The sequence below is a fragment of the Haloarcula sp. H-hyl2 genome (assembly GCF_056934385.1).
The window spans coordinates 823,442-845,581 of the sequence record NZ_JBRIIJ010000001.1; the positions used below are offsets into that span (position 1 = coordinate 823,442).

Here is a 22,140-nt window from a genome sequence, read left to right on the forward strand (position 1 = left end):
ATCAGACTGTCACGTTCGCTTCGATGTTCTCCATGACCTCCGCCGAGTCGGCGTAGTACTTGTTCACCATGGCGGTGAACCGGCGGTAGTCGCGGATGTTCTCGTCCCAGAGGTACTGGAGGAACTTCTGTCGGTTGTTCAGCTCGCGAAGCAGTTGTGACTGACTCCACCCGCGTTCCTCGCGGATCTCGTCCATGAGTTCGCTGTTGTTCTCGTTGAACCGGTCCTCGACGGCCTGCCAGGAGTACGTGTTCGAGTAGTCCAGTTCCCCGGTCCGCTGGTCGATCCCCTCGATCTCCGCCAGCGTCTTGGCACGGCGGACCCGCTCGTCCCCGGAGCGGGTCAGCACCTGGACACAGAGGATGTCGAGGCTCTGGACCATCGGCCGCGGGACGTTGATCGGTTCGTTCTCCAGGCGGTTGATGACCGTCTGGACCGAGTCGGCGTGCATCGTCGAGAACGTCGTGTGGCCGGTGTTCATCGCCTGGAACAGCGTGATCGCCTCGTCACCACGGACCTCGCCGACGATGATGTACTCCGGCCGGTGGCGCAGTGCGGACCGCAGCAGGTCGTACATCGTGATGTCGGAGTCGTCCAGTCGTTCGCGGGTCACCGAGGAGAGCCAGTTGTCGTGGTACAGCGACAGCTCACGGGTGTCCTCGATGGTCAGGACCTTCGACCGCGGCGGGATGAACATCGAGACGGCGTTCATCGAAGTCGTCTTCCCGGCTGCGGTCCCCCCGGCGAAGATGAGCGAGCGGTTGGACTCGATGGCCAGCCAGAGGTACGCCAGCATCTCCAGCGAGAAGGTGCCGTACTCCAGCAGGTCGATCGGCGTGAACGGCTCGTCGGCGTACTTCCGGATCGTGAAGGCCGATCCGCGCGGCGTGACCTCCTCGCCGAGCGCCAGTTCGATACGCGAGCCGTCCGGGAGTGTCGTCGAGACCACCGGGTCCGCGATGGAGACGTGCCGACCGGACCGCTGTGCGAGCTGGATGACGAAGTTGTTCAGCTCCTCCTCCTGGAAGACGATGTTCGTCTCGATGTCGGTGTACTCGTCGTGGTACGCGAAGATCGGCAGGTTCGCCCCGTCACAGGAGATGTCCTCGATGTAGGGGTCGTGCATCAGCGGGTCGATGTGGCCGTACCCCTGGAACGACCGGTAGAGGTAGTAGAACAGCCGGTAGTACATCTCGGGCTCGACGACGACGCCGTACTCCTCCAGACGAGCCCGCAACTCCTCGTGGAGTGCTGCTTCCGGGTCGCTGTCGACGGCGTCGCGGTAGATGAGCGGGCCACGGATGTCCTCGAAGAGGCGATCCAGCAACTCCGATTCGAAGGAATCGAGCTGTGGCTCGACGACGTGGTACCGGTGCTCGTCGCGCTGTCGGTCGCGGTTGATCGAGACGAACGCGAACGGGGCGTTGAGCCAGTAACGGTCGATCTCCTCGTAGCCGTCCAGACCGTCGAAGCTGACGAGGTTCCGGTGGCGACTCGGGTCGTAGTGGGACTCGGGAATCGCGCCCCCGCCCAGCAACGTCGCGGTCTGGGAGAGCCAGGCCCGAATCCGACCGAGTGGGTTCCGGACGTCGTCGCCTGCATCGGGTGTCTCGGGGTTAGACATGGAGAGAGTACCGGCGGTCGATGCCGAAGCTTATGCGTCGTTTCGTGGCCATCTACTTAAATTCGCTCCGCCAGTAATAATCGCTGAGAACGCTGGTGGCCTCTCCCTCATGGACTGCCCGTCAGGTCCGCTCGACGGTCGCCAGCAGGTAGGCGAACACGAGCGCGAGCAGCGACCCCAGCGGGACCGTGAACCCGGGGAAGAACTGGACGAACAGCACCGACGCTGCGAGTGAGAGGACACCGACCAGTCCCAGCAGCCCCGCGAACAGCCGAACGGGATCGATGGGGAGCGACGCGGCGACTCGCTCCTCCTCGAAGTAGTAGAACAGGCTGAGGAAGAACGGCAGCAGGTAGACCACGAACGCGGCGAACCCGAGTCGGCCTGCGAGTGTCAGTTCGGCCGATTGCTGGAAGTTCGCGACCTCCCAGCTCCAGATGAACGGTCGCTCGTTCGGGACGGCGCCCCCGAAGATGTACTGGAGCCTGAACGGGAGAAAGCGGAGCGCAGCAACTCTCAGCCCCGATATCGAGAACGTCGAAACGGACCAGGGTGCCAGCCCGACGAGCCACGTCGCCAGGACGGCGAGTTCGCCAGCGTACTCTGATTTGACCCACACCATCTGTCTGTCACCAGAGGCGACGCCGGTACTGGAAAAGTTACCGGTCGCCGGTGATACCACCATCCAGCCCAGTGAGCGACCCCACGGCTGTCGGTGGGTCGCCGACCACCGACGCCGTTACGTTCTTAGTACCACGCGCCAAAGAGTGGCGTACCGAGATGAGGCGCGACTACTTCACCGTCGAGATCCGAGCCCAGGCGACCGACGGTACTCCGACGGTGCGTATCGACTACGACGGCCCGGACGGCGAGCTACAGGAGCGCCTCACAGCAACCGACGACGTACTCGACGCCAGTGAGGTCGACGTGACGTTCCGCCGCCAGCCCGACGCGCCGACCGGCGTCCTGTCGTTGACGAACCGACTGACGGGCGAGTATCTGCTCGAAGCGAACGTCGACATCGAACAGGTCGACGCCCTGGTCGCGGCCGCCGAGGACCGCGACGACGGGCGCTACGAGGTCAGACTGACAGACAGCACCGGCAAGTCACTCGTCTACGAGAAACAGACGCTGCTGGTCTACGACCACGACGGGAGTCTGCTCCGCCAGCGGAGTCTGATCCCCGGCGGCGTCGAACTCTAGAGTCGATCCCGAACCGCCGGCAGTACCGTCGTCACGTCGCCACGGACGACGACGTCGGCGTCACCGTCCCGTGACGTCGACGCCAGATTTATCACGACCAGCGTGGCCCCCGCGTCGACGGCGAGTTTCGGGAGCAGTGACGCCGGCCGCACCGATAGCGACGACCCGACCGCGAGCATGACGTCACAGGTCCGGGCGAGGTCCTGTGCCGCCGCCAGCGTCTCGTCCGGGAGCGATTCGCCGAAGAGGACGACCGCAGGTTTGTAGACGCCGCCACAGTCACACCGGGGTGGTACCTCGCCGTTGCCGGCGCGCTCGAAGACGGGTGCCGCGGAAACGGTCTCGCCGCAGTCGTCACAGACGACGCGACGGTTCGTCCCGTGGAGTTCGAGGACCCGCTCGGAGCCGGCGTCGCCGTGGAGGCCGTCGATGTTCTGTGTCAGGACGGCGTCGAGGGCCCCGCGTCGCTCCAGGTCGACCAGCGCGTGGTGGGCGGCGTTCGGTTCCGGGTCGAGGTCGCCGAAGATAGCCGCCTGTAAGGCGACCCGATCCGTCCAGAAGCCCGCTGGGTCGGCGTCGAACCGGCGGCGGTGGAAGTCCATCGGGTCGAACCGGTCCCAGATACCGTCCTCGCCCCGGAACGACGGGATACCCGATGCCGTCGAGACGCCGGCGCCGGTGAGCGCGATGGCCGAGTCGGCCTGCCGGAGCGCGTCCGCGATCACGTCGAGCGATTCCTCGTCGATGTGCTCGCTCGGATTCCCAGTCATACCTGCACGCAGGTACCGGCCGCTGGTGTGTGTTGCGCCTCGGGGGACGCCACCGCCGGTTCGCCTATTACCCTCTCGCCCGTAGTGGCAGTATGGACTCGACGCCGGACGAGATCGCCGACCGGGCGATCGTGGATCACCGACGCCCGCCGGGCCGCATCGACGCCGACAGGCTCTGGGTCGCCGAGGACCCGGTGACGGAGTGTTCGGGGATCGGTGCGGTCGAGCAGGAGGCCGTCGGAAATCTGGTGGCGGTGGTCACCGAGTACGAGGCCAGCGACGGACAGCGAGACCCGCTGTTGAAGATGCCCGGCCAGGTCGTCACACGGCCGTCGCCGTACACCAGTTCCTCGACGCTGTTCGACCGTCTCCAGTCACTGTTCTGACTGTGGGGCCCGCCGAAACATCCTTGTCTCGTGGCACCTAACCACACGACTCGATGTCTATCCGTCTCGGAGCGATCGGTGTCGGTGCTGGCCTCGGTCGACTGACCGTCCGATTGTGCCAGGAGGAGGGCGCGGAGATCGTCGCCGGGGCCGATGTCTCCCGGAACGCCAGGAACGGCTTCGAGACGGCCTTCGATGCGCCGGCGTACGAGGAGTACGGTGAGATGCTCGCGGCACACGATCTGGACGCGGTAACCATCGTCACACCCCACGCGCTCCACCACGAGCAGGCCGCCGCGTGTCTGGACGCGGGCCTGCACGTCCACGTCGAGAAACCGCTGACGACGACCGTCGCGGACGGTATCGACCTCGTCGAGCGGGCGGCGGCCGCCGACCGCGTCCTCCAGGTGGGGTATCAACGCCATTTCACACCCGTCTACCGGGAGCTCCGGCGACTCGTCGGTGCGGGCCGCATCGGCGAGGTGCAGGCAGCCAGTTGCTACCTCGCGCAGGACTGGATCGACAACCAGGCGGGCGTCTGGCGGAGCGATCCGACACTCTCGGGCGGGGGCCAACTCGTCGACAGCGGCTCCCACCTCCTCGATGCACTGCTCTGGACGACCGACACCACTCCCGGGCCGGTCGCTGCGGTGGTCGACAGGCAGGGCCACGACGTGGACGTCAACAGTGCCGTCGCGGCGACACTGCGGGGCGAGCGCCCAGTGACGGCGAGTATCGCTGTCGTCGGTGACGGCGACGAGTTCGAGGAATCGCTGCGCATCTGGGGGACCGAGGGGCAGGTCGCGTTCGACGGGACCGACCTCAGCGTCGTCGAGAACGGTCGGCGTTACACCGCCGACCTGCAGACGCTGGGATGGGAGGAACAGAACCGGCGGAAACTGGCCGCCTTCCTCGACGCAGTCGAGGGAGACCACGAGTGTGCAGTCCCAGGGTCCCACGGCGTGCAGGTGACCGCCTTGACCGAGGCGGCGCTAGAAGCCGCGGCCTCGGGAACGACGGTCGACGCGGCGGACCTGATCGAGGAGGCCCGGTCGTAGGCTCGCTCTTCAGCCGCTGGCGTCGTCGGGATTCGAGACGAGTGACCCACCGCAGTCGGGACACGTGTGTCGGAGTGGACTCCCGCTGACGCGTTCGTGGCAGTCCTGGCACTCGTACTCGATCATCTCCGTTCAGAGGTCACGACCCCGACTGAGGTTCTGGAGCGGCCCACCACACTCGCCACAGACGCGCCCGTCCGGTGCCTTCGCCCGAGACCCGCAACTGTGACATTCGTACAGCTCTGCCGGATATTCCAATTCGTTCGGTCGCATATCTGTCTGTATGGGGGAAGTATTTGAGAGTGTTATCCTAGAATTCGTAATATTATCTAAACTACGTAGTATCATTCTAGCGACCGTTCGTCGAGTTCTCGTCTGTCGACACCGGGCTACCGATTTATGGGGATACAGTCCGCAGCCCTTCCCATGTGCTACGACCGACTCGTCGACGAGGACGTCGTCGAGACGAGCATCCCCACGCTTCTCAGGACCGAGCTGCGGTGTGCGCTCCGGAACGGCGCACTCGCGGGCGTGCTAGTCCTCGCAGTCCTGCTGTTCGAGGGGGCGCCGGTGTGGCTCGTCGCCGCGAGTGTCCTGGGCGCCGTCGCGCTCGGCGCGGTGCTGCATCAGTCCGTCTTCGTGGTCGGCACGGTCGTCCAGCGGGTCCGGGCCAGCGACCCTACCGAGCGTCCTGGCTCTGCCTGACACGTCCTCAGTCGGTCGAGGTCGGGTCTGCGTCCTCGGTAACGGTGTCGAGGAGCGATCCGATGTCGGCGTCACGAACGACCTGCAACGTGGCCGTCCCGACGAGCAACAGATTGCCCCAGAGCCCCGGCTGAAGAATCGGGTAGGGGGCCAGGAACTGCATCTGTGGCACCATCGACGGGAGGTGGTTCACGAGGAAGTTCGTCCCGTAGGCGTGGAGATGCAGACAGAGCAGCCCCAGCACCGGAACTGCCGGATAGCCCTCGTGGTCGAGTTCCTCGACGAGCAACAGGACGACGGCGGGCAACAGCGCGACGAAGTAGTAGGTGTAGGGAAGCGGAGTCAGCAGCGTGAACGCGCTCACACCCAGTGCAAACAGCGTCCGGTCTGATCCCCAGTCGGTCAGGCCAGCACAGGCGATGATGGCGAGGCTCCCGACGACGCGCAGCACCTGTGCGGCTGGGATCCAGTGGATGGGCCGATAGTACGGCGGCAGCCACAGCGTCGGCGGCCGACTGCCGCTGCCCTGGCTGACGCCCCACGCGAGCACTTCGATGTAGGTCTCGTGGGCGTCGACACCGACCAGCAGGACCGACCCACAGACGAACGCCAGACCGGCGACGACGGCACCCAGGAACCGCCGTCGACTCCGTATGAGGTGGGCCCCGACGGGCGCGTAGGCGAACTTCACGAGGCCGACGACGCCGGTCAGTGCACCGCTTGTCCGCTGGCTCAGGTCGCTGTCCGAGCGGACCATCGCCGCCGCCGAGAGCGTGAGCAGGCCGGCCATGAACGGCGCCATCTGGGCGAGTTTCAGCGAGATGATCAGCGGCTGGAAGCTCGCGGTCAGCACGAGCAGGAGGCTGCTCTCCCACCAGCGGAGTCGGTAGCCCAGCGCGGCGACGAGTGCCTGCAGCGAGAGCCAGAGGAACCCGACAGTAATGAGGTTCCAGGCCTCCGGTGCCTCGCTGGCCAACTGATCGAACGGGGCAAAGAGGAGGACGACCAGCGGCGGGTAGAGGTACGACCCGTGGTAGCCGCCATCCTCGTTCGTGACGTAGAGCGGTTTACCGGCCTCCCAGCGGTCGACGGCGCCGCTGAACGCGCCGAAATCCCAGTAGACGAACTGGGGAGCGACCTCGATGGAGCGGAGCCACCAGTCGACGAGCGGCCACGCGAGCAGGGAGAGCGTAGTCAGCACGACCACGCCGACGAAGACGGGACGACGCCGACGGAGGGACCAGAGTCGGGCGGCGGTGGACATGCGTTCGGTAATCCACCCGTCACGGTCGGGATGTAAATGTCTTCTGACACCACCTGACGGCCCGTCACCGGCGAACGGCGATGGAGAAAGACGGATTTAAACGGCCACCGCTCGCCTCTCCGTATGACATGCGCTTGCACGAATACCAGGCGAAGCAAGTCTTCGCCGACGCGGGAGTCCCCACACCCGCTTCGCAGTTGGCCGAAACGGTGGACGAGGCCGTCGACGCGGCCGAAGAGATCGGCTATCCGGTCGCGATCAAAGCACAGGTACACGTCGGAGGCCGCGGGAAGGCCGGCGGCATCAAGCTCGTCGAGAACAAGGAGGAGGCCCGCGAGGCCGCCGAGGACATCATCGGGATGGACCTCAAGGGCTATCACGTCTCGACGGTGCTGGTCGAGGAAGCTGTCGACTTCGTCAACGAACTGTACGTCGGCGTGACCATGGACCGCGGCGCGGGCAAACCCGTCGCGATGGTCTCGACGAAGGGCGGCGTCAACATCGAGGAGGTCGCCGAGGAAGACCCCGACGCCATCGCCCGCGAGCACATCGACCCGGCGTTCGGGATGCACCCCTTCCAGGCCCGGAAGGTCGTCTACGAGGCCGGCGTCGACCGCGACGTGGCCAACGACGTCGCCTCTGTCCTGCGGACGCTCTATCAGCTCTGGGACGACCGCGACGGCAGCGACGTCGAGGTCAACCCGCTGATGATCACGAGCGACGACGAGGTCATCGCGGCCGACGCCGTCATGAACATCGACGACGACGCGCTGTTCCGCCAGCCCGAACTCGCCGAGATGCGCGAGGAAGCCGCAGAGGGCGACGAACTCGAACAGAAGGCCGACGAGTACGGCTTCGACTACGTCCGGCTCTCGGGTAACGTCGGTATCATCGGCAACGGTGCCGGTCTCGTCATGACGACGCTGGACCTCGTCGACTACTACGGCGGCGAGCCCGCCAACTTCCTCGACGTCGGTGGCGGCGCGAAGGCCCAGCGCATCGCCAACGCGCTCGATATGGTCTTCTCGGACGACAACGTCGACTCGGTCGTGTTCAACATCTTCGGCGGCATCACCCGCGGTGACGAGGTCGCCCAGGGGATCAACCAGGCACTGGAACAGTTCGACGAGATTCCCAAGCCGGTGACGGTCCGGCTCGCTGGGACCAACGCCGAGGAGGGGATGGAGATCCTCAACGAGGACCTCGTCACGGTCGAACACACGCTGGAGGACGCCGTCCAGCGTGCAGTCGAGTACGCGAAGGAGGTGGAAGCATGAGTGTTCTTGTAGACGAGGATACGCGCGTTGTCGTGCAGGGTATCACCGGCGGTGAGGGCAAGTTCCACACCGAGCAGATGCTGGAGTACGGGACCAACGTCGTCGCCGGCGCGGTACCGGGCAAGGGCGGCCAGGAGGTCGCCGGCGTCCCGGTCTACGACACGGTCAAACAGGCCGCCCGCGAGGAGGACGCCAATGCCTCAGTCGTGTTCGTCCCGCCGGCGTTCGCCGCGGACGCCTGTTTCGAGGCCCTGGACGTCGACGACCTCGATCTGGTCGTCGCGATCACCGAGGGTATCCCGACCCAGGACATGAGTAAGGTCTACCGACGACTCCAGGAGACCGACACGCATCTCGTCGGCCCGAACTGTCCGGGCGTCATCACGCCGGGCGTCGCCAAACTCGGCATCCTGCCGGGCAACATCTTCTCGTCGGGCAACGTCGGCCTGGTCTCGCGCTCGGGGACGCTGACCTACCAGGTCGTCGACAACCTGACCCAGCGCGGGATCGGCCAGACGACCGCCATCGGTATCGGCGGGGACCCGATCATCGGGACGGACTTCGTCGACGCGCTGGAACTGTTCGAGGCCGATCCCGACACCCACGCCGTCGTGATGTGCGGTGAGATCGGTGGCGAGGACGAGGAGGAGGCCGCGCGCTTCATCGGCGAGCACATGGACACGCCGGTCGCCGGCTTCATCGCGGGCCGTACCGCGCCGCCGGGCAAGCGGATGGGCCACGCCGGCGCCATCGTCTCCGGGAGCGGCACCGGGACCGCCGAGTCGAAGATCAACGCCCTGGAGAACAACGGGGTACCGGTCGGCGACACGCCCGAGGAGGTCGCGGACCACGTCGAGGACCTGCTGTAAGGGCCCGTACCGACCGGTCTGGGATCGTCGCCCTGGAGAACAACGGGGTCTCGCCGAACGGAGTGAGGCGAGGCTCGATAGACGAGCGGAGCGAGTCTATCGGTGTACCGGTCGGCGACACGCCCGAGGAGGTCGCGGACCACGTCGAGGACCTGCTGTAGGCGGACCGCCCGCCCTTCGCGGACGGACCGATACTGCCGACGGTTTCTTATTCCCGGTTTTCGTATCACGGGGCAATGGTCGAGTGGGTGGAGTCCGTTGTCGTCGACGAGGACGGGGGGAGAGTGATCACTGCGCTGGAAGACGCCAACGGCGTCGCTGCCGAGCGGATCGAGGCCGATCAGCTACCGGATCGGCTCGGCGGGGGCGACGCCGACGCCGTCGTTATCGCCGACGGGCTACCCGATAGCGACGCTATCGACGTGTTCCTCGCCGCCAGAGGAGTGTCGTCGCTTCCCGTACTACTCGTGGGCGTCGACCCGACGCCCGAGCGCATCGAGGCGGCGCTGTCGGCCGGTGTCACCGACTACGTGCGGTGGACCGACGCGGGGTCGCTCGTCGCTCGGCTCAGGGGGTACGTCGGACGGCCGATGCTGGACCCGTACGCACAGGCCGCCGAGTACGCGGAGTTCGGTAGCGGCCTCTCACACGACGCCAAGAATCCACTGAACGTGGTCACCGGACGACTGGAACTGCTGGAGATCGAGGCGACCCACGAGGACGCCATCGACCGCTCGCTCAAACGCGTCGGGGGGCTGCTCGACGACCTCTCGACGGTCGGAAAGCTCGCGCGACCGGTCGTCGACCCCGGTCCGGTCGCCATCGAGGACGTCGCGACGGACGTCTGGGGGAACATGAACGTCCCGGAGGCCACCCTCACCGTCGCGGACTCCGGCGAGATTCCGGCCGACCGCGACCGGCTGCGCGAACTGTTCGAACGGCTCTTCGACAACGCCATCGTCCACGGCGGTGAGGATGTCGCCGTCGAAGTCGGCGAAACTGACACCGGTTTCTACGTTGCGGACGACGGGCCAGGGATTCCTGCAGACGAACGCGACCGCGTCTTCGAACAGGGCTACGGCGACGACCGGTATCGCGAGGGGTACGGCCTCTACGTCGTCAAACGGATCGCCGACGCACACGGCTGGCGGGTCAGCGCCGACGCGAGCGACGCCGGCGGCGCCCGGATCGACGTCCGCACGCGGTAAGGCGACCGAACCGACGGACAGAGTTGACAGACGGCAAGCTGTCGCCGATAAAATCGGACGTTTTCACCGTGTGAAAACAAGTGGCGTGAACATTCCGGTGTAGTTATTACAGAGGCATAGGTACTGTCGACTATGCCCCATACGTGCCGGAACTGCAAGCAGACGTTCAGTACAGAACTCGAACTCGAACTCCACCTCGACGTCTGTTCGGACGGCCAGCTGTACTGTGACGAGTGTGGCGACCGGTTCTCGGAGCGAGCAGCCACGGAGGACGGGTGGCACTATCGATGCCCCAACGACGACTGTGACGGCAGCGGCATCGGCGAGGACATCCACAACGTATCTGACGCGCGAATCACGAACTAAATACTACTCCGTCAGAGACTACTCGGTCCGTCGTTCACGCTCGGCAGCCAACTCCGCGATTCGAGCGGCCGCGCGCGCACACACCGGCACGTAGCCGGCTGCGAGTGGGGGTATCTCGAACGCGACGACCGTGCCGTCCGGGCCTGGCTCGACCCGGTGGCCGGTCGCCGCTATTTTTGCGACGTCCCACGTCCAGCGGTAGCTCTCGCAACTGGTCACCTCGAAGGGGAGCCAGACGGCGTCGGCGATGCGCACGCGCCCGGTGGTCCCGGCCTCGATATAGCGGCGCTCGCAGTCGACCGCACTGACGGATGGTCCCCACTCCGGCCACAGGTCGGTGTCGACGAGGACGTCCCAGACCACGTCTGCTGGCGCGTCCACATCGTGGCGAACGACGATCCGGCGGCCGTCGGCGGTCTGTTCGATGTCGGCTGTCGCGTCGTATGGTGCCCACATTATCAGACAAGATAGAACGGAGCCAAGGTATAGGTTGGTCCGGTCACTATCCCCGGCCGAATGATAGAGGCCCGGACGCTCCGGAAGGAGTACGGCGATTTCGTCGCTGTCGAGGGCAGTACGTTCTCCGTCGAGCAGGGCGAGGTATTCGGTATCATCGGCCCCAACGGCGCCGGGAAGACGACGACGCTGAAGATGCTGGCCGGGTTGCTCGACCCGACGGGCGGTGAAGCCGAGATAGCCGGTCTGGACACCGAGACGACCGAGATGCGTCAGCGACTGGGATTTCTCCCGGAGGAGTCACCGCTGTACGAGGAGATGACGCCGACCTCCTACCTCCGGTTCTTCGCGGACCTGTACGACGTGCCCACGGAGGTCGCCGACGAGCGGATGCAGGAGACGCTCGACGAACTCGATCTGGAACACCGCGACCGGAAACTCGGCGATATGTCCAAGGGGATGAAACGGAAGGTCGCCATCGCGCGCTCGCTGATCAACGACCCAGACGTCCTCATCTACGACGAACCGGCCTCCGGGCTGGACCCGCTGACGACGAACTACGTCATCGAGTTCACCGAGCAACTGGCCGAGGAGGGCAAGACCATCGTCTTCTCCGCGCACAACCTCTTTCACGTCGAGTCGATCTGTGACCGGGTGGCGATCATGAACGAGGGACAGATCGTCGCTCGCGGCGACCTCGACGAACTCCAGCGGGAGTACGGCGAGACGCGCTATCACGTCTACACGACCGTCGAGGTCCCCGACGCGGCCCGCGAGAACGGGCACTTCCGCCGGGAGGTCGGCAGCATGGACGCCGTCGAGGAGACCCGCTCGCTGGCCCAGGACAGCGGCGGCGAGGTCATCGACATCCGGACCGAGGAGTCCAGTCTGGAGGAGGTGTTCCTCAACGTCGCCGAGTCGGGCACCACCGGAACCCGGTACGTCGGCGAGGGGGAGGACGGGGCGTAGATGCACCCGCGGAAGCTCTTTCGGATCGCCAAGTGGGAGGTGACGAAGAACGCCGGCGGCGTCGACAAACGGACCATCGCGATCATGGCGCTGTCCATCGTGGCGATGGGCGTGGTCGCGGCGACTGCGGTCGGTGGCGGTGGCGCAGCGGCACTGGACCAGGGACTCTATCGGGTCGGCGCCGAACAGAGCAGTCCGTACTACGACGTGGCAGCCTCGGACGGGACCTTCCGCGTCCAGGACCCGAGTCCGGCGGCGGTCGCTCGCCAGGATCAGGAGTTACTGTTCGAGGGGACGTCGTTGCAGAACACGCCCCGAACACCGAAACAGCGGGCCGCGCTGGCGGAGTTCCGCGAGAGCACCGAGCAGTACAACGACGACGTCCTCGGCAGGGACGACAACCGGACTGCCGCGTTCCCGGTGACGGTGACGTTGCGGTACGCCCAGCAGGACGGGCCGAGCATCGTCGACCCGCGAGCCGACGGTGACGGCGCCGCCGGCGACGGTGGCACAGCTGGTGACGGTACTGCTGGCGATGGCGGCGACGGTGGGAGTGACGGGAGCGCCGGTGGTGACGGCGGTTCCGGAGGGGCCAGCGGTGACGGGGCCACGGGGAGCGGCGGCGCCGACCTCGGGAGTCTCGGCGCGCGGCTCTCGGGTGACGTCGACGGCGGGACGCCCGGCGATATCGCGCCGCCGTTCCCCTTCGAGTCGCTCGTGCTCGCGTTCCTCTACATCGTCCCGATGAACTTCGTCATCCAGGCCTACGGCTCCTCGATGCTCTCCGAGCGGCTGAACCGCCGCGGGGAGTTGCTGCTCGTGACGCCGGCCTCGCGGGCGGACATCATCGGCGGGAAGACACTCCCGTATCTCGTAGGTGCTCTCGGCGTCGCGACGGTCATCACCGCGGCGTTACGGCTGACCGGCATCGCGCCCTCGGGCAGTCCGATCACCGTGCTGGCAGTCGCACCGGTCGCGCTGCTCTTCCTCTCGGCGACGTTCTGTGGCGCGATGTTCGCGCGCTCCTTCAAGGAACTGACCTTCGTCACGGTCACCATCACGGTCTCGTTGACCTCCTACGCGTTCGTTCCGGCGATCTTCACCGATGTGACGCCCATCGCGCTCATCTCGCCGCTGACGCTGGTCGTGATGGATCTGACCGGCCAGTCCATCGGACTCGCGGAGTTCGCGTTCTCGACGACGCCGCCGCTGTTGACCGCACTCCTGTTGTTCGGTCTCGGTGCCGGCCTCTACCGTGAGGAGGACATGTTCACCCAGCGTCCCATCCCGCTGAAGGTGCTCGACACGCTCTCGGGGCGCATCAAATCCCGCTGGAGCGCGTTCAAGATCACCGTCATCCTCCTGCCGCTCGTCATCGTCGCGGAACTGGTCGCTATCGCGTTCCTCTTCGTGCTGGACTCGGTGTCGCTGAACGTCTTCGGGACGAACCAGACGCTCGGCATCGTCCTCATCCTGGTCGTCGTCTCCGTCGTCGAGGAACTGGCCAAGAGCCTCCACATCTACGCGGGCTACGCCAACGCGAAGTACGAGAAGACCCTCCGGTCGGCGCTGTGGCTGGGCGTGCTGTCGGGGGTTGGTTTCTTCGTCGCCGAGAAGGGACTGCTCATCGCCCGACTGGCGGATCTGGAGACGCTGCCGATCGGCCAGGCAGCACTCCAGGGGACGACGGCGCCGGCGGAGGTATCGCCGTGGCTCGCAGCGGCACTTCTGTTGTTGCCACTCGTCCTCCACACTGTCACGGCGACGCTCTCGTCGGTCGGCGCGCGGCGAGGCCGTCGGGGGTACTTCCTCGGCATCTCCACGGCCATCGTCGTCCACTTCGCGTACAACTTCACGGCCATCACGGTGGTGAGCGCGTATGTCTGATCGGTCGCTCCTGGCCGACGCACGGCTCCGCATCGCGCGACGCGACGTCGCCTCGCTCTCGCGGGAGAAGACCATCGTCCTTGCGTTGCTCATCCAGCTGTTCGTCGCCGGCTTCTCGTCGTTCCTCGTGGTCGGGCTCACCTCGCTGTACGACCCCGGTTCGGTCGCGACCGGCGAGGTCGAGGTCGGGGTGACCGGCGAGGCACGGGCCGAACTCGTCGGCGCGTCACAGGAACATCCCGGCACGGAGGTCGTCGCCTTCGCGAACGCCGAACAGGCCCAGGAACAGTTCGACAGGGGTGAGATCGACGCGCTGTTGCTGGCCGAGTATCAGGAACGGGAGGACAGTGACGGCAGGGTGGTCGCGGTGACGGCGACCATCCCGGAGGGGAGTCTGCGGTCGACGCTCATCGTCGTCCAGGTCCGCCGGATGCTGGATACGCTGGAGCGCCAGGAACGCCTGGAACGGACGGGCTTCCTCGACGAGCCCCCGGTCCCGCAACCCCCGTCGGTCGGTGCCAGCCCGTACTTCGGGTTCACCTACACGGTGTTGATCCCGCTGTTGCTGTTCCTGCCGCCGTTCATCAGCGGCTCTGTCGCCGTCGACACCATCACCGAGGAGATCGAGCGCGGGACCCTGGAGTTGCTGCGGGTCGCGCCCGTCTCCCTGCTCGACATCGTGGAGGGGAAGGCACTCGGGATGACCGCCATCGCACCGGCCCAGGCGCTACTGTGGGTCGGACTGCTGTCGGCGAACGGCATCGCTGTGCGGAACCTCTTCCCGATCGTCCTGTTCGTGACGGCTATCTCCGTGCTCGTGGTCGCGCTCGGCCTTGCGCTCGGCGTGACCATGGGGCGGCGCCGCCCCGCACAGCTGCTGTACTCGGTGTTGACACTGGTAATCTTCGGCGGTGCGGTGGTCCTCCCCGAACATCCGGCGACGACGATGGCGAAACTCGCCGTCGACAGCCCGACGCTGCTGACCTACGGCCACGTCGGCCTGATGGTGGCACTCGCCGTCGTGGGCTACCTGGCGACGCGGCGCTACGTCACCCGGATCGAACCGGAGACGCTGTAGCTTTTTGTCGTCGCCGTCCGGGGGGTTCGGTATGGAGTACACGACACTCGGTTCGACTGGGATGGAGGTCAGCCGGATCTGTCTGGGCTGTATGAGCTTCGGGACCCCCGACTGGCGTGAGTGGGTCTTAGACGAGGACGAGAGCCGCGAGGTCATCGAGCGGGCCATCGACCTGGGGATCAACTTCTTCGACACCGCCAACATGTACTCCGCGGGCGAGTCCGAACGCGTCCTCGGGACCGTGCTCGACGATTACGACCGCGATGCACAGGTCGTCGCCACGAAGGGGTACTTCCAGATGGACGACGACGACCCGAACTCCGGGGGACTCTCTCGGAAGGCCCTGGAGCAGGAACTCGACAACTCGCTGGACCGCCTGGGGATGGACACCGTCGACCTCTACCAGATCCACCGCTGGGACGACAACACGCCCATCGAGCAGACCATGCGGACGCTCGACGACGCCGTGCGACGCGGGAAGGCCCGCTACGCCGGCGCGTCGTCGATGTGGGCCCACCAGTTCGCCCACTCGCTGCAGGTCAGCGACAGCGCGGGGCTAGAGCGGTTCCAGACGATGCAGAACCACTACAACCTCCTCTACCGGGAGGAGGAACGCGAGATGCTCCCGCTCTGTGACCGCGAGGGAGTCGGTGTCGTCCCCTGGAGCCCGCTCGCGCGGGGCTATCTGACCCGGCCACACGAGCAGTTCGAGGCGACGACGCGGGGCGAGACCGACGACCACGCCCGCGAACATCCGTACTTCGAGGGCGGCGGGCGAGCGGTCAACGAGCGCGTCCAGGAACTGGCCGAGGAATACGACGCCTCGATGGCCCAGATCGCCCTCGCCTGGGTGCTCTCGAAGGACGTCGTCGACGCGCCCATCGTCGGCACGTCGAGTCTGGAGCACCTGGAGGAAGCTGTCGAGGCACTGGAGATCGACCTCTCGGAGAGCGACATCGAGTGGCTGGAGGCACCGTACGAGCCGGTGCGGGTCTCGGGCCACGATTAAGCTATCGAGTGAGTGCAGCTGAACTCGACCAGTACGTGACTTCTCTAGCAAAAATACGACCATGCTGGGAACAATTAAGCCATCTGATCGCGTAGACTGGTCATGTACGACGTTCCATTCCACACGGACATCGAGACGCCCTACGCCGACAGCCTCGTCAGTGCCGCCCGGACAAGCCTGGGCGACTCGTTGCGGAGCGTCATCTACTTCACGCCGTCTGAGATGGACATCCTGTACGTCCGGAAAGACCTCTACGAGTCCCGGCAGGGTGCCCTGGAGATAAAATCCAGACTCGTGGAGTTCGAACGGGGCGGATTCGCCGAGGCACCCGTCAGGACGGCACTCTCGGTGCCCGACGACCCTTCGGGAATCGGGCCCTACGAATTCACCGTCCGGTTCCACCGTGGTGGGTTCGTCGTCCGCATCCTGGAGGGTGACGCCGGCGTCATCCTGACCACCGACAACATGGACGTCGACGCCTTCGAGGACGCCGCCGTGACGATCACGTCCCTGCTGACCGAGTCGCCGTGAGCGGCGAGCGAGGACGGATTCACTCGGTTCTGGAATAGGTTGTATTGCTCACATTTATTATCGTTGGCTGTCGATATCTAGTACGGTGGACGGTACCAATGCACAACTCCGACTCGAACGGGTCCGAGAAGACACACTCGGAACCACTCTGCAAGTCCGCCAGTAGCTTCGAGCACTGGCTGACTGGCATCGTCGGGCTCGGCGTGACGCTCGTCGTCGCGTTCGCGGTGTACTCCACGGTTGTCTCGATGGCCGACCAGCTCCAGTATCTCTCCTCGACGGCCGTCGTCTTCCTCTTTTTCGCGTTCTGGATCGCGCTCTGGGGCGCGCTCGAGATCGCCTGGGAGTGGCGCGCGGGCCGGCTGTTCGCCCGCTGATACGGATTAGTTCAGGGGATACGCCCGCCGGCGGTGCCGGGTTCGTGGTCACGCGTCGGGTGCTGGAACAGTCGCACGAGCGGCGTGCCGTCGTCGGCAGCGACCGGTTCGACACAGACCCGTTCGAACTCGCTGTCGTCGCCGAGGGTGACCAGCAGTCCCTCGTCGTGGAGCGATGCCGACGCGAAGGAGTCCCCACACACCGGACAGACGACCGGTTCCGTCCGGTCTCCCTGCTCGCTCACGCCTGCACCTCGTCGGCGATCCGCTGGATGGCCGCGAAGTCGTCGTCCGAGTAGGCGATCAGTCGGACGTCGGAGAGCGACGCCGGCTCGAAGTCGTCGATGACCTCGCAGATGATCGTGACGCCCGCCTCGAAGTCGAAGCCGGCGATGCCACAGCCGATCGCCGGCAGGACCAGCGACTCACAGCCGAGCTGATCGGCCTCGGCAAGCGCGTTCCGGGTCGCGTCTCGGATACTCTCGGCTGTCGACTGACCACCTGGGGGCATCGCCGCGGCGTGGATGACGTACTCGGCGTCGAGGTCGTAGGCCTCGGTGGTCGCGACCCCACCGAGGTCGACCGGGCCCTTGGCGACGGCCTCGTCGGGCAATCCCGAGCCAGCGGCCCGCTTGAGCGCGCCGGCGACGCCGGACCCCATCCGGAGGCTCGTGTTCGCGGCGTTGACCAGTGCGTCGGCCGATTGCTGGGCGATGTCGCCCTGGATGACCTCGAACTCCATATCTGGGCGGTGGTCGGGCCGGCCCATAGAACTACTGGCGCCCCTGTGACTTCCTCACACGCAACGCCCTATCCGTTCCAGTTCTACCCTCCGATATGGACCTGTTGCGGATGGACTGGCGCGACGTGGGGTTCCTGCACTGGCCCGTCGGTCCGTCGACTGTCGCCGCGACACTCCCGGATCGCCTCTCGGTGGATACGTACGACGGCCGGGCCTACCTGGGTGTCGTCCCGTTCCGGATGACCGACATTCGCCCCAGAGGGAGCCCGATCGGGCTGTCGTTCGGCGAGTTGAACCTCCGCACGTACGTCGAGGCCGACGGCGTCCCCGGCGTCTACTTCTACAACCTCGACGCCGACGACGCCATCGGCGTCCGGATCGCACGGACGCTGTTCCAGTTGCCGTACTACAGCGCCCGGATGCGGGTGGACGCGACCGGCGAGCGGGTCCGCTTCCGGAGCGACCGGACACACGATGGGGTCCCGCCGGCGCGGTTCGACGCGACCTATGGGCCCACCGGACCGCCCACGATACCCGAGCCGGGGTCGCTGGAATCGTTCCTCGTCGAGCGGTACCGCTTCTACGCCGACAGCGACCGCGGGACGCTCTACTACGCCGACATCGACCACGAACCGTGGCCACTCCAGCCTGGGACCGTCGATATCCGACGGAACGACCTGTTCGCCGCCAACGGGTTCGACGACCCCGACGGCGAGCCACTGGTCCACTTCAGCGAGGGGATCCGCGTCACCGCCGGGCGGCTCCACCGGCTCTGACCGGCGGCAGACTGATACCCGCCAGGCCCCCACACCCGATGTGGTCTCGCTCACACCGCTGGAGGCGGTCCTCTCGGACGTCTGGTTCTGTCACTGGCCGCTGGACCGGGCAGCCGTCGTCGACGCCGTCCCCGACTGGGTGACCGTCGACACGGCCGACGGCGACGCCTGGGTGACGGCGATGGGGTACACCGTCGACTCGCTTCGGTCGCTCGGTCGCTCGCTGTCGCGCCCGACCGACGTCGTGACCGTCCAGGTGCCTGTCCGGGGCCCGTCGGACCAGCGTGGCGCAGTTCCGCTGGCCGTCCTCGCGGCCTCAGGGACGTTTGCGGACGCGCTCTCGCTGTTCTCGTTCCCGGTCGAGTCGGCCAGGGTCACCCGTACCGACCGTGACGGGCGACGACAGGTCATGGTCGACGTCGCGGGCCGGAACCTGCTGACCGTCGAGTACGACAGCGACACGTCGGGGGCCTCGGCTGCGCCGCCGGACTCGCTGGCCGGGTTCCTCGCGGACCGCGAGCGGTACTTCCTCGCTGGCGCGCTCGGCGTCCCGCTGGTCAGCAGCGTCGGCCAGCAGCCCTGGCACCTCCGCGGCGCACGCGGAGACTGTTCCGAACAGCTGCTCTCCTGGCTCGGTCTCCCGGCGGCGACCGATTCGCCGCTCGTCCACGCGAGCCCCGGTGGCACCGTCGCACTGGCACCACCGGTCCCGGTGGGGCTGAGCTGAGTCGACGGCGCTTACAATTATTATCCCGTGGTTAGTTTACCGGGTATGGTGGACACGGAACGTGGGAGTCTCTGGACCGGCGTCGTCTCTGTGACGGTGACCAACGTCTCGATCCTGCTCGCGACGTTGCTCTCGCCGGGCTTTCGCTGGGGTGGCAACGCGCTCTCGAACCTCGGCCAGCCGGGCCACGCCGTCGCGACGCCGCTGACGACGCTGCTGTTCGACGGGGGCCTCGTCCTCGGCGGACTGATCGGCATCGGATTCGCCTACGCGCTCTGGACCGGCAGCGGGACGGTCGGGAAGGCAGCGGTCCCCGTCTTCGTCGCGGCCATGGTCTCGATGGCCGCCATCGGCGTCTTTCCCCAGTCGCAACCGCTCCACGGCCCGGTCGCCATCGGCTTCTACCTGCTCTCGATGGTGACGATGGCGGTCTCGGGCATCGGTGGCCTCGTCGCCGGGGCGCGACGGTACGGCGCCGTGACGCTGGTCCTGACGGCGCTCCACGTCGGGTTCTGGTACCGCTGGAGCACCGGCGGGAGCCTGATGCGAGCGGGGTTGGCGATCCCCGAGATGGTCGGGGCAGTCCTCGTCACGATCTGGGTGGTCCTCGTCGCGCTGTCTCACCCGCGCTCGCTGTGGATTCAGCGAACGTCGATACCGCTCGTCGGACCCGAATCCGACAGCTAAGGCTAAGTTCGTCGCGCGGTATCACGAAACACTGCCATGGTTGCCATCGAGACGACGGACCTCGCGCGGCGGTTCGGCGACGTGACGGCACTGGCCGACCTCACGTTGACCGTCGAGGACGGCGCGCTGTTCGGTCTGCTCGGCCCGAACGGCTCCGGGAAGACGACCACCATCGAACTGCTGACCGGGCAGCGCGAACCCAGCGCCGGGAGCGCCCGCGTCGTCGGTGAGGACCCGGCGACGGACCCGCTTGCGGTCCGGCGGGCCATCGGCATCCTCCCCGAGCGCGAGGACCCGCCGAGCTTTCTCACCCCGAGGGAGTACCTCACCTTCGTCGGCCAGATCAGGGGCGTCGACGACGTCGAGGCCCGTATCGACGAGTGGGCCGAGCGCCTGGAGTTCGAGTCCGTCCTGGAGGCGCTCTCGACGGGGCTCTCGGAGGGCGAGCGCCAGCGCGTGATGCTCGCGGCCGCGTTCCTCCACGACCCCGACCTCGTGTTCATCGACGAACCGCTCGTGAACCTCGACCCCATCATGCAGGAGCAGGTCAAACGCCAACTGGCCGCCTACTGCGAGGCAGGCAACACCGTCTTCCTCTCGACCCACTACGTCGACGTGGCCGCGGAACTGTGTACCCACGTCGGCATCCTCGACGGCGGGGAACTGGTCGCCGAGTGTGACCCCCGCGGGATGTCCGAGGCGGAACTGCTCGACTACTTCATCGCGGAGGTCGGGGACCGCCCGGAGGCTCGCGCGTGAACGGGACGCTCTTTCGCTGGATGGTCCTTGAGGAGTGGCGCCTCCACAGCGACCTGTTCGGCGGCGCACGCTTCGGGGCCTTTCCGCTGGCTATCGCGGCGCTGACCGGACTGGCGACGTGGCTGCTGGCGCTGACCGGAACCACTCCGGCGACGGTCGCCAGTGGACTCGTCGCGCTGGTGGGTTTCTTCGGCCTCCAGGTCGGGACCATCGGGCTCGTCGGCCGCGACGCACTGCGGGACGTGCTGGGTGACGTGACGCTACTCGTCTTCTCGGCGCGCACGCTCCCCGTCTCGTTTCGGCGCCTGTTGGCCATCTTCCTCGTCAAGGACGTCTGCTACTACGCGGCACTCGTCCTGACGCCGGCCGTCGCTGGCTACGGTGTCGTCGCAGTCCAGCGGGGTGGGGCAGTCCCACGCGTCGGGCTGCTCTGGCTCGCCGTCGTGGCCGCCTTCGCGTTCGGTGCGTCACTCAGCCTCACGCTCATCGCGCTGGCGAGTCGGGCCAGGACCATCCTGCTCGCCCTGCTCGCTGTCGGAACAGTCGCGGTGGTCGTGCTGGGTGTCGACCCCGTCGCGTATACGCCCTACGCGCTCTACGCTGACCCGTCGGCAGGCGCCGCCGTCCGGGGACTCGTCCCGACGGTCGTCTTCGCCGGCCTGGGAGTCGCGCTGTTCGACCCGACGACCGACGACTCGGGCGGCGGTCACCGTCTCACCGACCGGCTGTTCACCTGGGTCGACGACCCGCTGACGCGGCGGTCGCTGCTCTCGGTCAGCCGCTCCTCGGGGTCGGTTTCGAAGGTCGCGTTCTCGATGGGCGTGCTCTTTCTGGTGACCGCGCTCCTGCTCCGGCAGGTGACGCTCGCGACCGGAATCCGTCCCCATTCGGGGGTCGCCTTCGGGACGCTGCTCGGTCTGGGTGCGTTCACGACCTACAGCTGGGTGACCCAGTTCGACGACCCGCGGGAGTATCTGCGGTTCCCCGTCGCCTACAGCCGGGTCTTCTCTTCGACGCTCCAGGCGTACCTGCTGCTCTCGATCTGTACCGGTCTCGGCTACCTCGCTGTCGCTGCCGTCTGGTTCCCCCTCGGACGGCTCGCGATCGGTGCGCTGGTGCTCCCCGGCGTCGCGGTCTACGTCTACGGCGTCACGGCGTTCGTCACCGGACTTTCGCCGAACGAATTGCTGTTCGACACGCCGCTGTTCCTGCTGTTCGGGGCCTCGCTCGCAGTGCTCGCTGTACCGCTCATCGTCGCCTCACTGACGGTTTCGGCTGCCCCCACGCTGACGACTGCCGGCTCGGTCGCGCTGGCGACGGCCGCGGGCGGTGTTGGTCTGTGGCTCACACGTCGTGCGGGCCCCCGCTGGGACCACCAGCTACGCTCGCAGTGAGTCGTCGCTGTCACGTGG

The 22,140-nt window shown here is 66.7% G+C and carries 28 protein-coding genes; 19 read left to right on the forward strand and 9 right to left on the reverse strand.

The window, feature by feature from the left end:
• Window position 1 precedes the first annotated feature (1 nt).
• Window positions 2-1,624 (reverse strand): type II/IV secretion system ATPase subunit, encoded by a 1,623-nt coding sequence (locus tag Hhyl2_RS04285; protein WP_483549494.1) that lies wholly within the window; start codon window positions 1,622-1,624, stop codon window positions 2-4.
• Between the two features lie 121 nt (window positions 1,625-1,745).
• Window positions 1,746-2,246, reverse strand: a complete 501-nt coding sequence (locus Hhyl2_RS04290) for a TIGR04206 family protein (RefSeq protein WP_483549495.1) — start codon at window positions 2,244-2,246, stop codon at window positions 1,746-1,748.
• A gap of 158 nt (window positions 2,247-2,404) precedes the next feature.
• Here Hhyl2_RS04290 and Hhyl2_RS04295 point away from each other — a divergent pair, with 158 nt between their 5' ends.
• Window positions 2,405-2,827, forward strand: coding sequence for a DUF5793 family protein (locus Hhyl2_RS04295; protein WP_483549497.1), 423 nt, complete (start codon window positions 2,405-2,407; stop codon window positions 2,825-2,827).
• Here the strand turns inward: Hhyl2_RS04295 and Hhyl2_RS04300 are convergent.
• Window positions 2,824-3,597, reverse strand: a complete 774-nt coding sequence (locus Hhyl2_RS04300; protein ID WP_483549498.1) for an NAD-dependent protein deacylase — start codon at window positions 3,595-3,597, stop codon at window positions 2,824-2,826. The two genes, Hhyl2_RS04295 and Hhyl2_RS04300, sit on opposite strands and share 4 nt — an antisense overlap.
• Window positions 3,598-3,689: 92 nt before the next feature.
• Here Hhyl2_RS04300 and Hhyl2_RS04305 point away from each other — a divergent pair, with 92 nt between their 5' ends.
• Complete coding sequence (locus Hhyl2_RS04305; RefSeq protein WP_483549499.1) at window positions 3,690-3,983, forward strand: hypothetical protein; 294 nt, start codon at window positions 3,690-3,692, stop codon at window positions 3,981-3,983.
• A 53-nt stretch (window positions 3,984-4,036) separates the two neighbouring features.
• Entirely contained in the window at window positions 4,037-5,041 is a 1,005-nt protein-coding gene (locus Hhyl2_RS04310; RefSeq protein WP_483549500.1) for a Gfo/Idh/MocA family protein, read from the forward strand.
• 9 nt (window positions 5,042-5,050) lie between these two features.
• Here Hhyl2_RS04310 and Hhyl2_RS04315 read toward each other — a convergent pair whose 3' ends face one another.
• On the reverse strand, window positions 5,051-5,167 hold the full coding sequence (locus Hhyl2_RS04315; RefSeq protein ID WP_483549501.1) for a rubrerythrin-like domain-containing protein: 117 nt from the start codon (window positions 5,165-5,167) through the stop codon (window positions 5,051-5,053).
• A 6-nt stretch (window positions 5,168-5,173) separates the two neighbouring features.
• Window positions 5,174-5,389, reverse strand: a complete 216-nt coding sequence (locus Hhyl2_RS04320; RefSeq protein WP_483549502.1) for a rubrerythrin-like domain-containing protein — start codon at window positions 5,387-5,389, stop codon at window positions 5,174-5,176.
• A gap of 78 nt (window positions 5,390-5,467) precedes the next feature.
• Here Hhyl2_RS04320 and Hhyl2_RS04325 point away from each other — a divergent pair, with 78 nt between their 5' ends.
• On the forward strand, window positions 5,468-5,746 hold the full coding sequence (locus Hhyl2_RS04325) for a hypothetical protein (RefSeq protein ID WP_483549503.1): 279 nt from the start codon (window positions 5,468-5,470) through the stop codon (window positions 5,744-5,746).
• 7 nt (window positions 5,747-5,753) lie between these two features.
• Here the strand turns inward: Hhyl2_RS04325 and Hhyl2_RS04330 are convergent, their stop codons facing one another.
• Entirely contained in the window at window positions 5,754-7,010 is a 1,257-nt protein-coding gene (locus Hhyl2_RS04330; protein ID WP_483549504.1) for a glycosyltransferase family 87 protein, read from the reverse strand.
• Window positions 7,011-7,138: 128 nt separating this feature from the next.
• Here Hhyl2_RS04330 and sucC point away from each other — a divergent pair, with 128 nt between their 5' ends.
• The 4 genes from sucC to Hhyl2_RS04350 all read left to right on the forward strand — a co-directional run bounded on the left by sucC (window position 7,139) and on the right by Hhyl2_RS04350 (window position 10,730).
• Entirely contained in the window at window positions 7,139-8,287 is a 1,149-nt protein-coding gene (sucC, locus tag Hhyl2_RS04335) for an ADP-forming succinate--CoA ligase subunit beta (RefSeq protein WP_483549505.1), read from the forward strand.
• The gene (gene sucD / locus Hhyl2_RS04340) at window positions 8,284-9,156 is read left to right on the forward strand and encodes a succinate--CoA ligase subunit alpha (RefSeq protein WP_483549506.1); all 873 of its coding nucleotides are present in this window, start codon (window positions 8,284-8,286) and stop codon (window positions 9,154-9,156) included. Before sucC ends, sucD begins: the two co-directional genes overlap by 4 nt.
• Window positions 9,157-9,392: 236 nt before the next feature.
• Window positions 9,393-10,364 (forward strand): sensor histidine kinase, encoded by a 972-nt coding sequence (locus Hhyl2_RS04345; RefSeq protein ID WP_483549507.1) that lies wholly within the window; start codon window positions 9,393-9,395, stop codon window positions 10,362-10,364.
• 132 nt (window positions 10,365-10,496) lie between these two features.
• Complete coding sequence (locus tag Hhyl2_RS04350; protein ID WP_483549508.1) at window positions 10,497-10,730, forward strand: HVO_2901 family zinc finger protein; 234 nt, start codon at window positions 10,497-10,499, stop codon at window positions 10,728-10,730.
• An 18-nt stretch (window positions 10,731-10,748) separates the two neighbouring features.
• Here the strand turns inward: Hhyl2_RS04350 and Hhyl2_RS04355 are convergent, their stop codons facing one another.
• Entirely contained in the window at window positions 10,749-11,186 is a 438-nt protein-coding gene (locus tag Hhyl2_RS04355; protein ID WP_483549509.1) for an SRPBCC family protein, read from the reverse strand.
• Window positions 11,187-11,246: 60 nt separating this feature from the next.
• Between Hhyl2_RS04355 and Hhyl2_RS04360 the strand changes: the two genes are divergently transcribed.
• The 6 genes from Hhyl2_RS04360 (at window position 11,247) to Hhyl2_RS04385 (ending at window position 17,037) form a co-directional block, all read left to right on the forward strand.
• A complete protein-coding gene (locus Hhyl2_RS04360; protein WP_483549510.1) occupies window positions 11,247-12,155 on the forward strand; it encodes an ABC transporter ATP-binding protein in 909 nt (302 codons plus the stop codon).
• Window positions 12,156-14,042 (forward strand): PrsW family intramembrane metalloprotease, encoded by a 1,887-nt coding sequence (locus Hhyl2_RS04365; RefSeq protein WP_483549511.1) that lies wholly within the window; start codon window positions 12,156-12,158, stop codon window positions 14,040-14,042.
• Window positions 14,035-15,120: an ABC transporter permease gene (locus Hhyl2_RS04370; protein ID WP_483549512.1), complete on the forward strand. Its 1,086-nt coding sequence runs from the start codon at window positions 14,035-14,037 to the stop codon at window positions 15,118-15,120. Before Hhyl2_RS04365 ends, Hhyl2_RS04370 begins: the two co-directional genes overlap by 8 nt.
• 31 nt (window positions 15,121-15,151) lie before the next feature.
• Window positions 15,152-16,129, forward strand: a complete 978-nt coding sequence (locus tag Hhyl2_RS04375) for an aldo/keto reductase (protein ID WP_483549513.1) — start codon at window positions 15,152-15,154, stop codon at window positions 16,127-16,129.
• 102 nt (window positions 16,130-16,231) lie between these two features.
• Entirely contained in the window at window positions 16,232-16,660 is a 429-nt protein-coding gene (locus tag Hhyl2_RS04380; protein ID WP_483549514.1) for a DUF7522 family protein, read from the forward strand.
• Between the two features lie 98 nt (window positions 16,661-16,758).
• On the forward strand, window positions 16,759-17,037 hold the full coding sequence (locus tag Hhyl2_RS04385; RefSeq protein ID WP_483549515.1) for a hypothetical protein: 279 nt from the start codon (window positions 16,759-16,761) through the stop codon (window positions 17,035-17,037).
• A gap of 11 nt (window positions 17,038-17,048) precedes the next feature.
• Here Hhyl2_RS04385 and Hhyl2_RS04390 read toward each other — a convergent pair whose 3' ends face one another.
• Both Hhyl2_RS04390 and Hhyl2_RS04395 read right to left on the reverse strand, forming a co-directional pair.
• On the reverse strand, window positions 17,049-17,282 hold the full coding sequence (locus Hhyl2_RS04390; protein WP_483549516.1) for a DUF8145 family protein: 234 nt from the start codon (window positions 17,280-17,282) through the stop codon (window positions 17,049-17,051).
• Window positions 17,279-17,779: a macro domain-containing protein gene (locus tag Hhyl2_RS04395; RefSeq protein WP_483549517.1), complete on the reverse strand. Its 501-nt coding sequence runs from the start codon at window positions 17,777-17,779 to the stop codon at window positions 17,279-17,281. The genes Hhyl2_RS04390 and Hhyl2_RS04395 overlap by 4 nt, the downstream gene beginning before the upstream one ends.
• A 95-nt stretch (window positions 17,780-17,874) precedes the next feature.
• On the opposite strand from Hhyl2_RS04395, the gene Hhyl2_RS04400 reads away from it, so the two are divergent.
• The 5 genes from Hhyl2_RS04400 to Hhyl2_RS04420 are packed head-to-tail and all read left to right on the forward strand — an operon-like array spanning window position 17,875 to window position 22,122.
• Window positions 17,875-18,555, forward strand: a complete 681-nt coding sequence (locus tag Hhyl2_RS04400) for a YqjF family protein (protein WP_483549518.1) — start codon at window positions 17,875-17,877, stop codon at window positions 18,553-18,555.
• A 40-nt stretch (window positions 18,556-18,595) separates the two neighbouring features.
• On the forward strand, window positions 18,596-19,282 hold the full coding sequence (locus Hhyl2_RS04405) for a DUF2071 domain-containing protein (RefSeq protein ID WP_483549519.1): 687 nt from the start codon (window positions 18,596-18,598) through the stop codon (window positions 19,280-19,282).
• A 45-nt stretch (window positions 19,283-19,327) separates the two neighbouring features.
• The gene (locus Hhyl2_RS04410; protein WP_483549520.1) at window positions 19,328-19,969 is read left to right on the forward strand and encodes a DUF998 domain-containing protein; all 642 of its coding nucleotides are present in this window, start codon (window positions 19,328-19,330) and stop codon (window positions 19,967-19,969) included.
• 36 nt (window positions 19,970-20,005) lie between these two features.
• Window positions 20,006-20,728 (forward strand): ABC transporter ATP-binding protein, encoded by a 723-nt coding sequence (locus tag Hhyl2_RS04415; RefSeq protein WP_483549521.1) that lies wholly within the window; start codon window positions 20,006-20,008, stop codon window positions 20,726-20,728.
• Entirely contained in the window at window positions 20,725-22,122 is a 1,398-nt protein-coding gene (locus tag Hhyl2_RS04420; protein ID WP_483549522.1) for a hypothetical protein, read from the forward strand. The genes Hhyl2_RS04415 and Hhyl2_RS04420 overlap by 4 nt, the downstream gene beginning before the upstream one ends.
• The last annotated feature ends 18 nt before the right edge of the window (window positions 22,123-22,140 follow it).

Excerpts from the sequence above, each read along its gene's own strand:
- Hhyl2_RS04285 (WP_483549494.1), bottom strand. The coding sequence starts at position 1,624 with ATGTCTAACCCCGAGACACCCGATGCAGGCGACGACGTCCGGAACCCA.
- Hhyl2_RS04290 (WP_483549495.1), bottom strand. The coding sequence starts at position 2,246 with ATGGTGTGGGTCAAATCAGAGTACGCTGGCGAACTCGCCGTCCTGGCG.
- Hhyl2_RS04295 (WP_483549497.1), top strand. The coding sequence starts at position 2,405 with ATGAGGCGCGACTACTTCACCGTCGAGATCCGAGCCCAGGCGACCGAC.
- Hhyl2_RS04300 (WP_483549498.1), bottom strand. The coding sequence starts at position 3,597 with ATGACTGGGAATCCGAGCGAGCACATCGACGAGGAATCGCTCGACGTG.
- Hhyl2_RS04305 (WP_483549499.1), top strand. The coding sequence starts at position 3,690 with ATGGACTCGACGCCGGACGAGATCGCCGACCGGGCGATCGTGGATCAC.
- Hhyl2_RS04310 (WP_483549500.1), top strand. The coding sequence starts at position 4,037 with ATGTCTATCCGTCTCGGAGCGATCGGTGTCGGTGCTGGCCTCGGTCGA.
- Hhyl2_RS04315 (WP_483549501.1), bottom strand. The coding sequence starts at position 5,167 with ATGATCGAGTACGAGTGCCAGGACTGCCACGAACGCGTCAGCGGGAGT.
- Hhyl2_RS04320 (WP_483549502.1), bottom strand. The coding sequence starts at position 5,389 with ATGATACTACGTAGTTTAGATAATATTACGAATTCTAGGATAACACTC.
- Hhyl2_RS04325 (WP_483549503.1), top strand. The coding sequence starts at position 5,468 with ATGTGCTACGACCGACTCGTCGACGAGGACGTCGTCGAGACGAGCATC.
- Hhyl2_RS04330 (WP_483549504.1), bottom strand. The coding sequence starts at position 7,010 with ATGTCCACCGCCGCCCGACTCTGGTCCCTCCGTCGGCGTCGTCCCGTC.
- sucC (WP_483549505.1), top strand. The coding sequence starts at position 7,139 with ATGCGCTTGCACGAATACCAGGCGAAGCAAGTCTTCGCCGACGCGGGA.
- sucD (WP_483549506.1), top strand. The coding sequence starts at position 8,284 with ATGAGTGTTCTTGTAGACGAGGATACGCGCGTTGTCGTGCAGGGTATC.
- Hhyl2_RS04345 (WP_483549507.1), top strand. The coding sequence starts at position 9,393 with ATGGTCGAGTGGGTGGAGTCCGTTGTCGTCGACGAGGACGGGGGGAGA.
- Hhyl2_RS04350 (WP_483549508.1), top strand. The coding sequence starts at position 10,497 with ATGCCCCATACGTGCCGGAACTGCAAGCAGACGTTCAGTACAGAACTC.
- Hhyl2_RS04355 (WP_483549509.1), bottom strand. The coding sequence starts at position 11,186 with ATGTGGGCACCATACGACGCGACAGCCGACATCGAACAGACCGCCGAC.
- Hhyl2_RS04360 (WP_483549510.1), top strand. The coding sequence starts at position 11,247 with ATGATAGAGGCCCGGACGCTCCGGAAGGAGTACGGCGATTTCGTCGCT.
- Hhyl2_RS04365 (WP_483549511.1), top strand. The coding sequence starts at position 12,156 with ATGCACCCGCGGAAGCTCTTTCGGATCGCCAAGTGGGAGGTGACGAAG.
- Hhyl2_RS04370 (WP_483549512.1), top strand. The coding sequence starts at position 14,035 with ATGTCTGATCGGTCGCTCCTGGCCGACGCACGGCTCCGCATCGCGCGA.
- Hhyl2_RS04375 (WP_483549513.1), top strand. The coding sequence starts at position 15,152 with ATGGAGTACACGACACTCGGTTCGACTGGGATGGAGGTCAGCCGGATC.
- Hhyl2_RS04380 (WP_483549514.1), top strand. The coding sequence starts at position 16,232 with ATGTACGACGTTCCATTCCACACGGACATCGAGACGCCCTACGCCGAC.
- Hhyl2_RS04385 (WP_483549515.1), top strand. The coding sequence starts at position 16,759 with ATGCACAACTCCGACTCGAACGGGTCCGAGAAGACACACTCGGAACCA.
- Hhyl2_RS04395 (WP_483549517.1), bottom strand. The coding sequence starts at position 17,779 with ATGGAGTTCGAGGTCATCCAGGGCGACATCGCCCAGCAATCGGCCGAC.
- Hhyl2_RS04400 (WP_483549518.1), top strand. The coding sequence starts at position 17,875 with ATGGACCTGTTGCGGATGGACTGGCGCGACGTGGGGTTCCTGCACTGG.
- Hhyl2_RS04410 (WP_483549520.1), top strand. The coding sequence starts at position 19,328 with ATGGTGGACACGGAACGTGGGAGTCTCTGGACCGGCGTCGTCTCTGTG.
- Hhyl2_RS04415 (WP_483549521.1), top strand. The coding sequence starts at position 20,006 with ATGGTTGCCATCGAGACGACGGACCTCGCGCGGCGGTTCGGCGACGTG.